Here is a 13,131-nt window from a genome sequence, read left to right on the forward strand (position 1 = left end):
TCAACCACGGGCCAGAACCTTGGCCAACGCCTCAAGGAAGCGGCTGTTCTCAGCCGGCAGACCGATGGTGATACGCAGATGGTTCGGCATGCCGTAGTTGGCCACCGGGCGCACGATCACGCCCTCGCGCAGCAAGCCCTGGAACACCGGCGCAGCCACCTGGCCGAGGTCGACGCAGATGAAGTTGCCCTTGGACGGAATCCAGCCCAGGCCCAGCTCACGAAAACCTTCCTGCAATTGCAGCATGCCGCTTTCGTTGAGACGACGGCCTTCTTCCAGGTATTCGGCATCCTTCACCGCCGCACAGGCGGCCGCCAGGGCCAGGCTGTTGACGTTGAACGGTTGGCGCACGCGATTCAGCACATCGGCGACCACGGGGGTGGACAAGCCATAACCGACCCGCAACGACGCCAGGCCATAAGCCTTGGAGAACGTACGCGACACCAGCAGGTTCGGGTAGGCCGCGAGGAAATCCAGGCCGTCGGGCAGCTCGCTGCCTTCGGCGTACTCGATGTAGGCTTCGTCCAGCACGACCAGCACATGCCCCGGCACGTCCTGCAGGAATTCGTTCAGTGCCTGCTCGTCAAACCAGGTGCCGGTCGGGTTGTTCGGGTTGGCGATAAACACCACGCGAGTCTGGGCATCGATGGCCGCCAGCATCGCCGGCAAGTCATGGCCCCAGTCCTTGGCAGGAATCACGCGAGCATCCGCCCCCACCGCCTGAGTCACGATCGGGTAGACCGCAAACGCGTGCTCGCTGAACACCGCATTCAAGCCTGGCGCCAGGTAAGCACGGGCGACCAGCTCAAGGATGTCGTTGGAGCCATTGCCTAGGGTCACCTGGTTGAGCTCGACCCGGCACTTGTCCGCCAGCAAAGACTTGAGCGCAAAACCGTTGCCATCGGGATAACGGGTCAGTTCGGCCAGCTCTTCACGAATCGCCGCCAACACTTTTGGGCTCGGGCCCAGCGGGTTTTCGTTACTCGCCAGCTTGACGATTTTGGACGGGTCCAGATTCAACTCGCGGGCCAGTTCGTCCACAGGCTTGCCTGGAACGTAAGGCGAGAGTTGTTGCACGCCCGGCTGCGCCAGGGCGAGGAAGTTGCCACTCATGTCAAAGCCTCACAAAACCGCTTTCGGGTAAGAGCCCAGCACCTTGAGTGCCACGGCTTCCTGACTGATTTTCTCCAGCACGCCCTTGACCAGAGGGTCGCGGTGATGGCCCATGAAGTCGATAAAGAATACGTAGGTCCACTTACCGCTGCGCGAAGGACGAGTCTCGATGCGCGTCAGGTCAATCCCGTTGTCGTGGAATGGCACCAGCAGCTCATGCAGCGCGCCGGGCTTGTTGCTCATGGAGACGATGATCGAGGTCTTGTCGTCGCCGGTGGGCGGCACTTCCTGGCTGCCGATCATCAAAAAGCGCGTGGAGTTATCCGGGCGGTCTTCGATTTTCTCAGCCAGGCGCGTCAGGCCGTACAGGCCCGCGGCCATATCGCCGGCAATCGCCGCCGAGTTCCACTCACCCTTGACCCGCTTGGCCGCCTCGGCGTTGCTGGACACCGCCACGCGCTCTACATTCGGGTAATGGGCGTCCAACCACTTGCGGCACTGGGCCAGGGACTGGGCGTGGGAATAGATACGGCTGATGCTGTCGGTCTTGGTGTTTTCACCCACCAGCAGGTGGTGATGGATACGCAACTCCACCTCACCACAGATCACCATGTCGTGTTCGAGGAAGCTGTCCAGCGTGTGGTTGACCGCGCCTTCGGTGGAGTTTTCCACTGGCACCACGCCAAAATTCACCGCACCGGCGGCGACTTCACGGAAGACTTCGTCGATGGCCGCCATCGGCTTGCTGATTACCGCATGGCCGAAGTGCTTCATGGCTGCCGCCTGGGTGAAGGTGCCTTCAGGGCCGAGGTAAGCCACTTTCAGCGGCTGCTCCAGCGCCAGGCACGAGGACATGATTTCACGGAACAACCGCGCCATCTCTTCGTTGCCCAACGGACCCTTGTTGCGTTCCATCACACGCTTGAGCACCTGGGCTTCACGCTCGGGGCGGTAGAACACCGGCACTTCGCCTTCCGCCAGGGACGCCATTTTCACCCGGGCCACTTCCTGGGCGCAGCGCGCGCGCTCACTGATCAGTTCCAGGACCTTCTCATCCAGACTGTCAATACGTACGCGCAGGGCCTTGAGTTCTTGCTCAGACATTAGCCGTGTTCCTTCTCGAACTCTGCCATGTAGGCAACCAGCGCATTGACGGCGTGGATGTCAACGGCGTTATAAATGGAGGCGCGCATGCCACCCACCGAGCGGTGGCCCTTGAGGTTCAGCAGGCCGCGCGCGTCGGCGCCGGCCAGGAACGGCTTGTCCAGGCGGTCGTCCGCCAGGCGGAACGGCACGTTCATCCACGAGCGGTCGCTGAGGTTGATCGGGTTGCTGTACAGGCCGCTGGCGTCGATAAAGTCGTACAGGACGCGCTTCTTCTCTTCGTTGAGCTTGCCCATGGCCGCCACGCCGCCCTGCTCCTTGAGCCATTCGAACACCAGGCCCGACAGGTACCAGGCAAACGCCGGCGGGGTGTTGTACATCGAGCCGTTATCGGCCGCGACCTTGTAGTTGAGCATGGTCGGGCACAGCGAACGGGCACGGCCCAGCAGGTCTTCGCGGATGATATTGACCAGGATGCCGCTCGGGCCGATGTTCTTCTGCGCGCCGGCGTAGATCATGCCGTATTTGGACACGTCGATCGGGCGCGAGAGGATGTCCGAAGACATGTCGCACACCAGCGGAACGTCACCTACTTGCGGCACCCAATCAAATTCCAGGCCGCCGATGGTTTCGTTCGCGACGTAGTGAACGTAGGCCGCGTCCTTGGTCAGCTTCCACTCGTTCTGACCGGGAATGGCGAAGTAGTCGTAGGGCTTGGCGGTGCCCGCCACGTTGACATGGCCGTAGCGCGAGGCCTCCTCAATGGCCTTCTGCCCCCAGATACCGGTGTCGATATAGTCGGCAGTGCCGCCTTCGGGCAGCAGGTTCAGCGGTAACTGGGCGAACTGCTGGCTCGCACCACCCTGCAAGAACAGCACTTTGTAATTGGATGGGATGTCCAGCAGGTCGCGCAGGTCCTGCTCGGCCTTGTTGGCGATAGACACGAACTCATCGCTGCGATGGCTCATTTCCATCACGGAGAGGCCTTTTCCATGCCAGTCGAGGAGTTCACCCTGCGCACGCTGCAGGACTGCTTCAGGAAGCGCCGCGGGACCGGCACAGAAGTTATAGGCTCTCTTGCTCACATCCAATCTCACTCTGATCTGGTGGGGCTGCAATCATGTCAGCAACGCCCTCGTTCTGGAGCGGACATCTGTGGGAGCTGGCTTGCCTGCGATAGCAGCGCCGCGGTATCACTGAATGACCGAGGCGCCTGTATCGCAGGCAAGCCAGCTCCCACATGGACCGCGTCCAGGCAAAGGGCGCTGTATTTCATACGGGACAAACAACAAGGGGGCGAATCTTCATCCGCCCCCTGTGTGTCCGCTTATTCCTGCGGTTCTTCTTCGTCTGCGGCAGCGTCAAGGGTTGGCTCGTCAACGTTGTCATCGCCAGCTGCGATCACCTCGCCTTCAAATTCCTCACCTTCGAGCTCTTCACCTTCGACTTCCGAAGGCTCCTGCACACGCTCCAGGCCGACCAGTTTTTCGTCCTTGGCCAGCTTGATCAGGGTCACGCCCTGGGTGTTACGGCCCAGGCTCGACACTTCCGCCACACGGGTACGCACCAGGGTGCCCTGGTCGGAAATCAGCATGATCTCCTCGCCGTCGAGCACCTGCACCGCGCCGACAAGACGGCCGTTGCGGTCGTTGCTGACCATGGCGATCACGCCCTGGCCGCCACGCTTGTACTCCGGGAACTCGCTGATGGCGGTGCGCTTGCCATAACCACGCTCGGAAGCGGTGAGGATCTGGCTGCCTTCTTCCGGGATCAGCATGGAAATCAGCTTCTGCCCTTCCGGCAGGCGCATGCCGCGTACACCGCGGGCGGTACGGCCCATGGCTCGTACGTCGGATTCCTTGAAGCGTGTGACCTTGCCGCCGTCGGAGAACAGCATGACTTCGCGCTCGCCATCGGTGATGGCTGCGGAAATCAGCACGTCGCCTTCGTCCAGTTCCAAGGCGATCAGGCCCACGCTGCGTTGACGGCTGAAGGATTCCAGCGGGGTCTTCTTCACGGTGCCTTTGGCGGTGGCCATGAAGATGAAGTGACCTTCGGTGTATTCCTCGACCGGCAGCATGGTGGTGATGTATTCATCACTGTCCAGCGGCAGCAGGTTGACCAACGGACGACCACGGGCAGCGCGGGAGGCCTCCGGGATTTCGTAGGTCTTGAGCCAGTACACCTTGCCTTTGCTGGAGAACAGCAGCAGCGTGGTGTGGCTGTTGGCGACCAGCAGGTGAGCGATGTAGTCCTCATCCTTCACGCCGGTAGCCGATTTACCTTTACCGCCACGACGCTGGGCCTGGTAGGCCGCCAGCGGCTGGGTCTTGGCATAGCCGCCGTGGGAGATGGTCACCACGCGCTCTTCTTCCGGGATCATGTCACCCAGGGTCAGGTCCAGGCGCGCATCGAGGATTTCGGTGCGGCGCACGTCGCCGTATTCGGCGCGGATCACTTCCAGTTCTTCGCGGATCACTTCCATCAGGCGCACAGCGCTGCTGAGGATGCGGATCAACTCGCCGATCTGGTTGAGGATCTCCTGGTACTCGGCCAGCAGCTTCTCGTGCTCAAGGCCAGTCAGGCGGTGCAGGCGCAGTTCCAGGATGGCCTGGGCCTGTTCTGGCGACAGGAAGTACTTGCCCTCACGCAGACCGTATTGCGGGTCCAGGGTCTCGGGGCGGCACGAGTCGGCGCCAGCGCGCTCAACCATCGCGACCACGGCACTGGATTCCCAAGGTGTGCTGATCAGCGCTTCCTTGGCTTCCGACGGGGTTGGCGAGGCCTTGATGAGGGCGATCACCGGGTCGATGTTCGACAACGCAACCGCCTGGCCTTCCAGGATATGGCCGCGCTCGCGGGCCTTGCGCAGTTCGAACACGGTACGGCGGGTGACCACTTCGCGACGGTGACGCACGAAGGCTTCCAGCAGGTCCTTGAGGTTCAGGATGCGCGGGCGGCCGTCGATCAGGGCAACCACGTTGATACCAAACACGCTTTGCAGCTGGGTCTGGGCATAGAGGTTGTTGAGGATCACCTCAGGCACTTCGCCGCGACGCAGTTCGATGACCACGCGCATACCGTCCTTGTCGGACTCGTCGCGCAGCTCGGTGATGCCTTCCAGCTTCTTCTCTTTAACCAGCTCGGCGATCTTCTCGATCAGGCGTGCCTTGTTCAACTGGTACGGGAGTTCGGTGATGACGATCTGCTGGCGGCCACCGACCTTGTCGATGTCTTCGATGATCGAGCGGGCACGCATGTAAATGCGCCCGCGACCGGTGCGGTAGGCTTCGATGATGCCGGCGCGCCCGTTGATGATCGCGGCGGTCGGGAAGTCCGGACCGGGGATGTATTGCATCAGCTCATCGACGGTCAGCTCAGGGTTGTCGATAAGGGCCAGGCAACCGTCGATGACTTCACCGAGGTTGTGCGGCGGGATGTTGGTGGCCATGCCCACGGCGATACCGCTGGAACCGTTGACCAGCAGGTTGGGAATCTTGGTGGGCATGACAGCCGGGATCATTTCGGTGCCGTCGTAGTTCGGCACCCAGTCCACGGTTTCTTTATGCAGGTCGGCCAGTAGCTCGTGCGCCAGCTTGGTCATGCGCACTTCGGTGTATCGCATGGCCGCGGCGTTGTCGCCGTCCACCGAACCGAAGTTGCCCTGGCCGTCTACCAGCAGGTAGCGCAGGGAAAACGGCTGCGCCATCCGAACGATGGTGTCGTACACCGCAGTGTCGCCGTGAGGGTGATACTTACCGATCACGTCACCGACAACACGGGCAGATTTCTTGTACGGCTTGTTCCAGTCGTTACCCAGCTCGCTCATCGCGAACAGCACACGCCGGTGCACGGGCTTCAAGCCATCGCGCGCATCAGGCAGTGCCCGACCGACAATTACGCTCATCGCGTAGTCGAGGTAGGACTGTTTCAGCTCGTCTTCGATATTGACCGGGAGGATTTCTTTGGCCAGTTCGCCCATGAGAAGCCTGATTCCTTTTTCGGGTGAAACCTCGTCACATCCATTCGGGACGAACGAAGCTCGCCGCTGCCGGCACGGTGCCTGACAACGACTTACGACAAATCAACGAGTTATGACACGGATCTGCACGTTATAGGCCACCCCTCGGGGCAGCCCTGGAAACCGCCGGATGTTATCACAATCGCCGCCACGCACCTATCCCCCTGATGCGCATGGAGGCTAGTAATTTGACGGATGACAGGCTTGAAGGGGACGAGAGGGGCTCAGAGGCGCGATGGTGCTTTTTTGCGAGGGTGGAATGCAGACGTTTTATTGACTTCAAGGGCCAATCGCAGGCAAGCCAGCTTCCACCTTTGATGTGTGAACACGGTTGAAGGTGGGAGCTGGCTTGCCTGCGATTGCGCCCCCACAGCCACCGACACCCTCAATGCAGGCGCTTACGGCACATCAACTTGGCCAGTTTGGCAGTGTCTGGCCGCTCGACAATGCCTTTTTCGGTGACGATCACGTCAATCAGGTCCGCAGGCGTCACATCAAACACAGGGTTAAACGCCGCGATATCCAACCGCTGCCCATCAACCTCAAGCAACTCACCAATATCCCGCTGCTCCAGCGCAACATCCTCCCCCGTAGCCATCATCAAATCGAGGGTCGAACTCGACGCCACCACCATAAAACGCACGCCATGGTGCATGGCACACACGGCCAACTGATAAGTGCCGATCTTACTGATCACATCGCCATTGGCCGCAATACAGTCAGCTCCCACCACCACCCAGGTCACGCCTTTGGTCTTGAGGATATGCGCCCCGGCGGAGTCGGCATTCACCGCCACCGGGATGCCCTGGCCCGCCAACTCCCACGCTGTAAGACGGGAGCCTTGCAGCCAGGGGCGGGTTTCATTGACATAGACCTGCTCGACCAGCCCCTCCAGATACGCGGCATGAATCACCCCGAGGGCTGTACCAACGCCGCCGGAGGCCAACGCGCCGGCGTTGCCATGGGTGAGGATCGCCTGGGCATTGCCCTGGTGCTTGCGAATCCGCTCCATGCCCAACTGGGCCATGACCACGTTGGCCTCCCGGTCGCTCTCATGGATCGCGACGGCTTCGGCTTCCAGCGCCACCAGCGGGTCGGCGTGCTGCTTGAGGCGGTCGAGGCGGTCGCGCATGCGCTGCAAGGCCCAGAACAGGTTCGATGCGGTCGGTCGGGTATGGGCCAGCAAGGCGTAGTCTTCTTCCCATGCAGCCTGCCAGTCAGCACCCTCGGCGATACGCTCGCGGGCGGCCAGGACCAAGCCATAGGCGGCGCAGATGCCGATGGCCGGCGCGCCCCGCACCACCATGGTGCGAATGGCGTCGGCCACCGACTCAACGGTACCGCAGGCCACCCAGTGCTTGCGGGACGGCAAAACGCGCTGATCGAGCAGGTGCAGCGCGCCATCACGCCATTCGATGGCCTTCACTTTGTCTGCAGCCAATAGTCGGTCGCGCATCCCTTACCCCGCACTCATGAACAAAAGCCGCGGATTATAGCGATCCGCCAGCCAGGACGCTCGGGTATACTTCGCCCTTCTTTTATAGCTGCCTGGGAAGAAGCCTGCGATGACCTCCACTGCCGCCCCGCTCGACTTGTTGCTGCTGCCGACCTGGCTGGTACCCGTCGAGCCCGCTGGGGTGGTGCTCAAGGAGCATGGCCTGGGTATCCGCGATGGCTGCATTGCCTTTATCGGGCCACGGGACGCGGCGTTGAAGCTGGCGGCGCGAGAAGTGCGTGAACTGCCCGGCATGCTGCTCAGCCCCGGCCTGGTCAATGCCCACGGCCATGCAGCCATGACCCTGTTCCGCGGCCTGGCCGACGATTTGCCACTGATGACCTGGCTGGAAAAACACATCTGGCCCGCCGAAGCCAAGTGGGTCGATGAAGCGTTCGTGCGCGACGGCACCAACCTGGCCATTGCCGAGCAGATCAAGGGCGGCATCAGCTGCTTCTCGGACATGTATTTCTACCCAAAGGTCGCCAGTGAGTGCGTGCACAACAGCGGTATGCGTGCGCAGATCGCACTGCCGATCCTCGACTTCCCGATCCCCGGCGCCAGTAGTGCCGACGAGGCGATTCGCCAGGGTATCGAGCTGTTCGGCGACCTCAAGCACCACCCGCGCATCAAAATCACTTTCGGCCCACACGCCCCGTACACCGTGTGCGATGCCAACCTGGAAAAAATCCGGGTGATCGCCGAAGAGCTGGACGCCGTGATCCATATGCACGTTCACGAAACCGCCTTTGAAGTGCAGCAAGCCATCGAGCAGACCGGCGAGCGGCCATTGGCGCGCCTGGCTCGCCTTGGCTTGCTGGGCCCGCGCTTTCAGGCCGTGCACATGACCCAAATCAGCGAAGACGACCTGGCTTTACTGGTAGAAAGCAACACCAGCGTCATTCACTGCCCGGAATCGAACCTGAAACTGGCCAGCGGCTTTTGCCCGGTGGAGCGCTTGTGGCAGGCTGGCGTCAACGTGGCCATCGGCACCGACGGCGCTGCCAGCAACAATGACCTGGATTTGCTCGGCGAAACCCGCACGGCGGCGATGCTGGCCAAGGCCGTGGCCGGTTCGGCCACTGCGCTGGATGCCCACCGCGCCTTGCGCATGGCCACACTCAACGGCGCCAGGGCGATGGGCCTGGACAGCCAGATTGGCTCCCTGGAAATCGGCAAGGCGGCAGACATCGTCGCTTTTGATCTTTCCGGGCTGGCGCAACAACCGATCTACGATCCGGTCTCACAGCTTATATATGCCACCGGGCGCGATTGCGTGAAACACCTTTGGGTTGCCGGCAAGCCATTGCTCGACGACCGGCAATTGACCCGCATGGATGAACAACAGTTGACCGCCACGGCCATTGCCTGGGGCCAACGCATCAGCGGGCACAGCGAATAACGACGCGGCTGAAGCCTTGGGTTCAGCCGCGACACACCGACTTATCAGATTCAGAGGATTCACCATGAGCAACGTCGACCACGCCGAAATCGCCAAGTTTGAAGCCCTTGCCCATCGCTGGTGGGACCGCGAGAGCGAATTCAAGCCCTTGCACGACATCAACCCACTGCGGGTCAACTGGATTGACGAGCGCGTCAACCTGGCCGGCAAGAAAGTGCTGGACGTCGGTTGCGGCGGCGGCATCCTCAGCGAAGCCATGGCCCAGCGCGGCGCCACCGTCATGGGCATCGACATGGGTGAAGCGCCGCTGGCCGTGGCCCAGTTGCACCAGCTCGAATCCGGCGTGAGCGTGGAGTACCGCCAGATCACCGCCGAAGCCCTGGCCGAAGAAATGCCCGAGCAGTTCGACGTGGTCACCTGCCTGGAAATGCTCGAACACGTGCCAGACCCGTCCTCGGTGATCCGTGCGTGCTTCCGTATGGTCAAGCCCGGCGGCCAGGTGTTCTTCTCCACCATCAACCGCAACCCCAAGGCTTACCTGTTCGCGATCATCGGCGCCGAATACATCATGAAGCTGCTGCCACGCGGCACCCATGATTTCAAGAAATTCATCCGCCCTTCCGAGCTGGGTGCGTGGAGCCGCCAGGCCGGGCTGACCGTCAAGGACATCATCGGCCTGACCTACAACCCGCTGACCAAGCACTACAAGCTGGCCAACGATGTTGACGTCAACTACATGATCCAGACCCTGCGCGAGGAGTAAGCCTGTGAAGTTGCGAGCGGTTCTCTTCGACATGGACGGTACCCTGCTGGATACCGCGCCGGACTTTATCGCCATCTGCCAAGCCATGCGCGCCGACCGCGGCCTGGAACCGATCAACCCGCAGCACATCCGCGATGAAATTTCCGGCGGTGCCCGGGCGATGGTTGCCGTGACCTTCTCGATGGATCCTGAATCCCCAGGCTTTGAAGAGCTGCGCCAGGAATTCCTGGAGCGCTACCTCAAGGACTGCGCGGTGCACAGCAAACTGTTCGACGGCATGGCCGAACTGCTGGAAGACATCGAGAAAGCCAAGCTGATCTGGGGCGTGGTCACCAACAAGCCGGTGCGCTTTGCCGAACCGATCATGCAGCGCCTGGGCCTGGCCGAACGCTCGGCCGTGCTGATCTGCCCGGACCATGTGAAAAACAGCAAGCCGGACCCGGAGCCGATGATCCTGGCGTGCAAAATGCTCGACCTGGACCCGGCCAGCGTGCTGTTCGTGGGCGATGACCTACGCGACATCGAATCCGGCCGCGACGCCGGTACGCGCACGGCGGCGGTCACCTATGGCTATATCCACCCGGATGACAACCCACGCCACTGGGGCGCGGATGTGGTGGTGGATCACCCGCTGGAATTGCGCAAGGTGCTGGATAACGCGCTGTGCAGTTGCTGATTGTTCGAAGATCTCAGCAACGCTGAGATCAATGTGGGAGCTGGCTTGCCTGCGATAGCGGCCTGCCAGCCAGCACATCTGGCGGCAGTTAGTCCGCCATCGCAGGCAAGCCAGCTCCCACAGGAAATGGATTCCACTTCAAGTGGTGTATCACCTTGAATTTTGTCGAGGCTATTTATGTTTGATTACTCTGCACCGCCAGAACTGCTCAAAGGCCGGATCATCCTGGTAACCGGCGCCGGGCGCGGGATTGGTGCGGCAGCGGCAAAAACCTATGCCGCCCATGGCGCCACCGTGCTGTTGCTGGGCAAGACCGAAGCCAACCTGGCCCAGGTGTATGACGAGATCGAAGCCGCGGGCCACCCACAGCCGGTGGTAATCCCGTTCAACCTGGAGACCGCCCTGCCCCATCAATACGATGAGCTGGCAGCGATGATCGAAAAAGCATTCGGCCACCTCGACGGCTTGTTGCACAACGCCTCGATCATCGGCCCGCGCACGCCCATCGAGCAGTTGTCCGGCGAGAACTTCATGCGGGTGATGCACGTCAACGTCAACGCGATGTTCATGCTGACCAGCACTTTGCTGCCGCTGCTCAAGCTGTCCCAGGACGCGTCGGTGGTGTTCACCTCCAGCAGTGTCGGGCGCAAGGGCCGTGCTTATTGGGGTGCCTATGGCGTGTCCAAGTTCGCCACCGAGGGGCTGATGCAAACCCTGGCCGATGAGCTGGAAGATGTGGCCGCAGTGCGCGCCAACAGCATCAACCCGGGCGGCACCCGCACCAGCATGCGCGCCCAGGCGTACCCAGGGGAAAACCCGATGGAAAGGCCGGCGCCGGAAGAGATCATGCCGGTGTACCTGTACCTGATGGGGCCCGACAGTGCCGGCATCAATGGCCAGGCCTTCGATGCGCAATAAGCCCTGACACACCGCAAAACAAAGGTGGGAGCTGGCTTGCCTGCGATAGCGGTGGTGAATATTCCATCGCCATCGCAGGCAAGCCAGCTCCCACATTGCGTTGTGGTGTAGTTAAAAACTCAATTTTTGACCACTTCCTCAAGGGTGAAGCGCCCCAACGGGTTCTGCAGGAAGTTGCTTATGTTCTTGCGTGAGATGTTGATGTACGGGCTGTAGTACAGGTCAATCCAGTTCACATCCTGCTTGGCCAGTTTCTGCAACTCCACATACATTTGCTCACGCTTGGCCGGGTCTGCCTCGATCCGCGCGGCCGCCACCAATGCCTTGACCTGGTCGTTCTTGTAGCGGGTCATGTAGTTCTGGTTGGTGTCGTGGCCCAGTACGAAGGTGGTTTTCTGGTCGGGGTCGAGGATGTCGTTGGTCCAGTACATCACCGAAATATCGTATTCACCGTCCACCAGCATCTGCCAGCTTTGGGTGGGGTCGACTTTCTGCAGGTTGGCGGTCACGCCGACCTTGGCTAGCTGGTCCTTGATGATCACCGCGATCTGCTCGTCGGCCTCGTTGCCGGCGTTGACCACGTAGTTGAGCTTCAAATCCTGGGCACCCGCAGCGGCCAGCAGCTTCTTGGCTTCGGCCGGGTCGTACGGGCGTTGCAGGTTGTTGGCGTAGTGGTACAGCGAGCCCTTTGGAATGTAGGAATAAGCCACGGTGCCTTGACCGTAAGTGACGGCTTTGACCAGCGATTGCTTGTCGATGGCCATGTCCAGGGCCTGGCGCACTTGCGGCTTGGCCAACAAGCCGTGCTCGTGGTTGATCAACAGGTGATCTTCACGGGTGGACGGGTCGGCGTGGATCACCACGTTCTGGTCTTTCTTCAGCTCTTCCACGCGGGAGAACGGTACAAAGATCGCCGTGTCGAGTTCGTTGTTCTGCACCATGCGCATGCGCGTGTTGTCATCGGTCACCGACACCCATTCCACGCCGTCCAGGCTCACGCTGCCGGCCTGCCAGAAATTCGGGTTTTTCTTCAGGATCACGCGGTCGCCCTTGCGCCACTCGTCCACGGTAAACGCGCCGGACGTCACCGGGTTTTCCGAGTAGGCGTCTTCGCCCATCTTGGTCATGGCTTTTTCCGACAGGATCGACACCGTCGGCGACGCCAGTTGCGAGAGGAAGGCCACAGCCGGGGTTTTCAGGGTGACCACCAGGGTCTTGGCATCGCTGGCCGTGGCGGTGTTGATCAGGCTGAACGGGTCGCTCCACAACGAGGCCTTGTTGTCGCGGATGCGCAGCAGGCTGAACGCGGCGTCGGCGGCAGTGATCGGCGAGCCGTCAGAGAACTTCGCCTCGCGCAGCTTGAAGGTGTAGGTCAGGCCATCCTTGGAAATGTCCCAGCTTTCGGCGAGGCCCGGTTCCATCTTGGTGCCCAGGTTATCCACGCGCACCAGGGTGTCGTAGACGTTGGCAAATACCCAGGTGTCGCGGTTTTGCGCGCTTTTGATCGGGTCGAAAGTGGTGCTGTCTTCACGGCAGCCGATGGTGAGCACACCGGCGGCATGGGCCAGGCCGGCGGTCAGCGACCAGGCCGTGAGGGTAGCGGCGGCGAGCAATTTCAAGTGGCGCGAGTGCATATCAC

10 protein-coding genes are annotated in these 13,131 nt (G+C 61.4%); 4 read left to right on the top strand and 6 right to left on the bottom strand.

What is annotated here, in order from left to right; genetic code table 11:
* The 5 genes from hisC to mtnA form a co-directional block, all read right to left on the bottom strand.
* Entirely contained in the window at positions 1-1,113 is a 1,113-nt protein-coding gene (gene hisC / locus JFT58_RS26550) for a histidinol-phosphate transaminase (RefSeq protein WP_054898454.1), read from the bottom strand.
* Positions 1,114-1,122: 9 nt separating this feature from the next.
* Positions 1,123-2,217, bottom strand: a complete 1,095-nt coding sequence (pheA, locus tag JFT58_RS26555) for a prephenate dehydratase (RefSeq protein ID WP_032902668.1) — start codon at positions 2,215-2,217, stop codon at positions 1,123-1,125.
* Positions 2,217-3,302: a 3-phosphoserine/phosphohydroxythreonine transaminase gene (gene serC / locus JFT58_RS26560; RefSeq protein WP_054898453.1), complete on the bottom strand. Its 1,086-nt coding sequence runs from the start codon at positions 3,300-3,302 to the stop codon at positions 2,217-2,219. The genes pheA and serC overlap by 1 nt, the downstream gene beginning before the upstream one ends.
* Positions 3,303-3,544: 242 nt before the next feature.
* Positions 3,545-6,199, bottom strand: a complete 2,655-nt coding sequence (gyrA, locus tag JFT58_RS26565) for a DNA gyrase subunit A (protein WP_010211963.1) — start codon at positions 6,197-6,199, stop codon at positions 3,545-3,547.
* A gap of 424 nt (positions 6,200-6,623) precedes the next feature.
* Complete coding sequence (mtnA, locus tag JFT58_RS26570; protein ID WP_054898617.1) at positions 6,624-7,694, bottom strand: S-methyl-5-thioribose-1-phosphate isomerase; 1,071 nt, start codon at positions 7,692-7,694, stop codon at positions 6,624-6,626.
* Positions 7,695-7,803: 109 nt separating this feature from the next.
* On the opposite strand from mtnA, the gene JFT58_RS26575 reads away from it, so the two are divergent.
* From JFT58_RS26575 to JFT58_RS26590, 4 genes are all read left to right on the top strand, one after another.
* The gene (locus JFT58_RS26575) at positions 7,804-9,135 is read left to right on the top strand and encodes a TRZ/ATZ family hydrolase (protein ID WP_054898618.1); all 1,332 of its coding nucleotides are present in this window, start codon (positions 7,804-7,806) and stop codon (positions 9,133-9,135) included.
* A 64-nt stretch (positions 9,136-9,199) separates the two neighbouring features.
* The gene (gene ubiG, locus JFT58_RS26580; protein ID WP_003189760.1) at positions 9,200-9,898 is read left to right on the top strand and encodes a bifunctional 2-polyprenyl-6-hydroxyphenol methylase/3-demethylubiquinol 3-O-methyltransferase UbiG; all 699 of its coding nucleotides are present in this window, start codon (positions 9,200-9,202) and stop codon (positions 9,896-9,898) included.
* Between the two features lie 4 nt (positions 9,899-9,902).
* Positions 9,903-10,574: an N-acetylmuramic acid 6-phosphate phosphatase MupP gene (mupP, locus tag JFT58_RS26585; RefSeq protein ID WP_034135125.1), complete on the top strand. Its 672-nt coding sequence runs from the start codon at positions 9,903-9,905 to the stop codon at positions 10,572-10,574.
* A gap of 177 nt (positions 10,575-10,751) precedes the next feature.
* A complete protein-coding gene (locus JFT58_RS26590) occupies positions 10,752-11,492 on the top strand; it encodes a YciK family oxidoreductase (RefSeq protein WP_014717613.1) in 741 nt (246 codons plus the stop codon).
* 119 nt (positions 11,493-11,611) lie between these two features.
* Here the strand turns inward: JFT58_RS26590 and JFT58_RS26595 are convergent, their stop codons facing one another.
* Complete coding sequence (locus JFT58_RS26595) at positions 11,612-13,126, bottom strand: ABC transporter substrate-binding protein (RefSeq protein WP_054898619.1); 1,515 nt, start codon at positions 13,124-13,126, stop codon at positions 11,612-11,614.
* Positions 13,127-13,131: the final 5 nt, after the last annotated feature.

It is taken from the genome of Pseudomonas sp. MF6767, assembly GCF_016405475.1.
In the GTDB taxonomy this organism is placed as follows: Bacteria; Pseudomonadota; Gammaproteobacteria; order Pseudomonadales; family Pseudomonadaceae; genus Aquipseudomonas; species Aquipseudomonas paracarnis.

What these genes read in the sequence shown, in the direction of transcription:
- hisC (WP_054898454.1), bottom strand. Translation starts at nt 1,113, where the DNA reads ATGAGTGGCAACTTCCTCGCCCTGGCGCAGCCGGGCGTGCAACAACTC.
- pheA (WP_032902668.1), bottom strand. Translation starts at nt 2,217, where the DNA reads ATGTCTGAGCAAGAACTCAAGGCCCTGCGCGTACGTATTGACAGTCTG.
- gyrA (WP_010211963.1), bottom strand. Translation starts at nt 6,199, where the DNA reads ATGGGCGAACTGGCCAAAGAAATCCTCCCGGTCAATATCGAAGACGAG.
- mtnA (WP_054898617.1), bottom strand. Translation starts at nt 7,694, where the DNA reads ATGCGCGACCGACTATTGGCTGCAGACAAAGTGAAGGCCATCGAATGG.
- JFT58_RS26575 (WP_054898618.1), top strand. Translation starts at nt 7,804, where the DNA reads ATGACCTCCACTGCCGCCCCGCTCGACTTGTTGCTGCTGCCGACCTGG.
- ubiG (WP_003189760.1), top strand. Translation starts at nt 9,200, where the DNA reads ATGAGCAACGTCGACCACGCCGAAATCGCCAAGTTTGAAGCCCTTGCC.
- JFT58_RS26590 (WP_014717613.1), top strand. Translation starts at nt 10,752, where the DNA reads ATGTTTGATTACTCTGCACCGCCAGAACTGCTCAAAGGCCGGATCATC.
- JFT58_RS26595 (WP_054898619.1), bottom strand. Translation starts at nt 13,126, where the DNA reads ATGCACTCGCGCCACTTGAAATTGCTCGCCGCCGCTACCCTCACGGCC.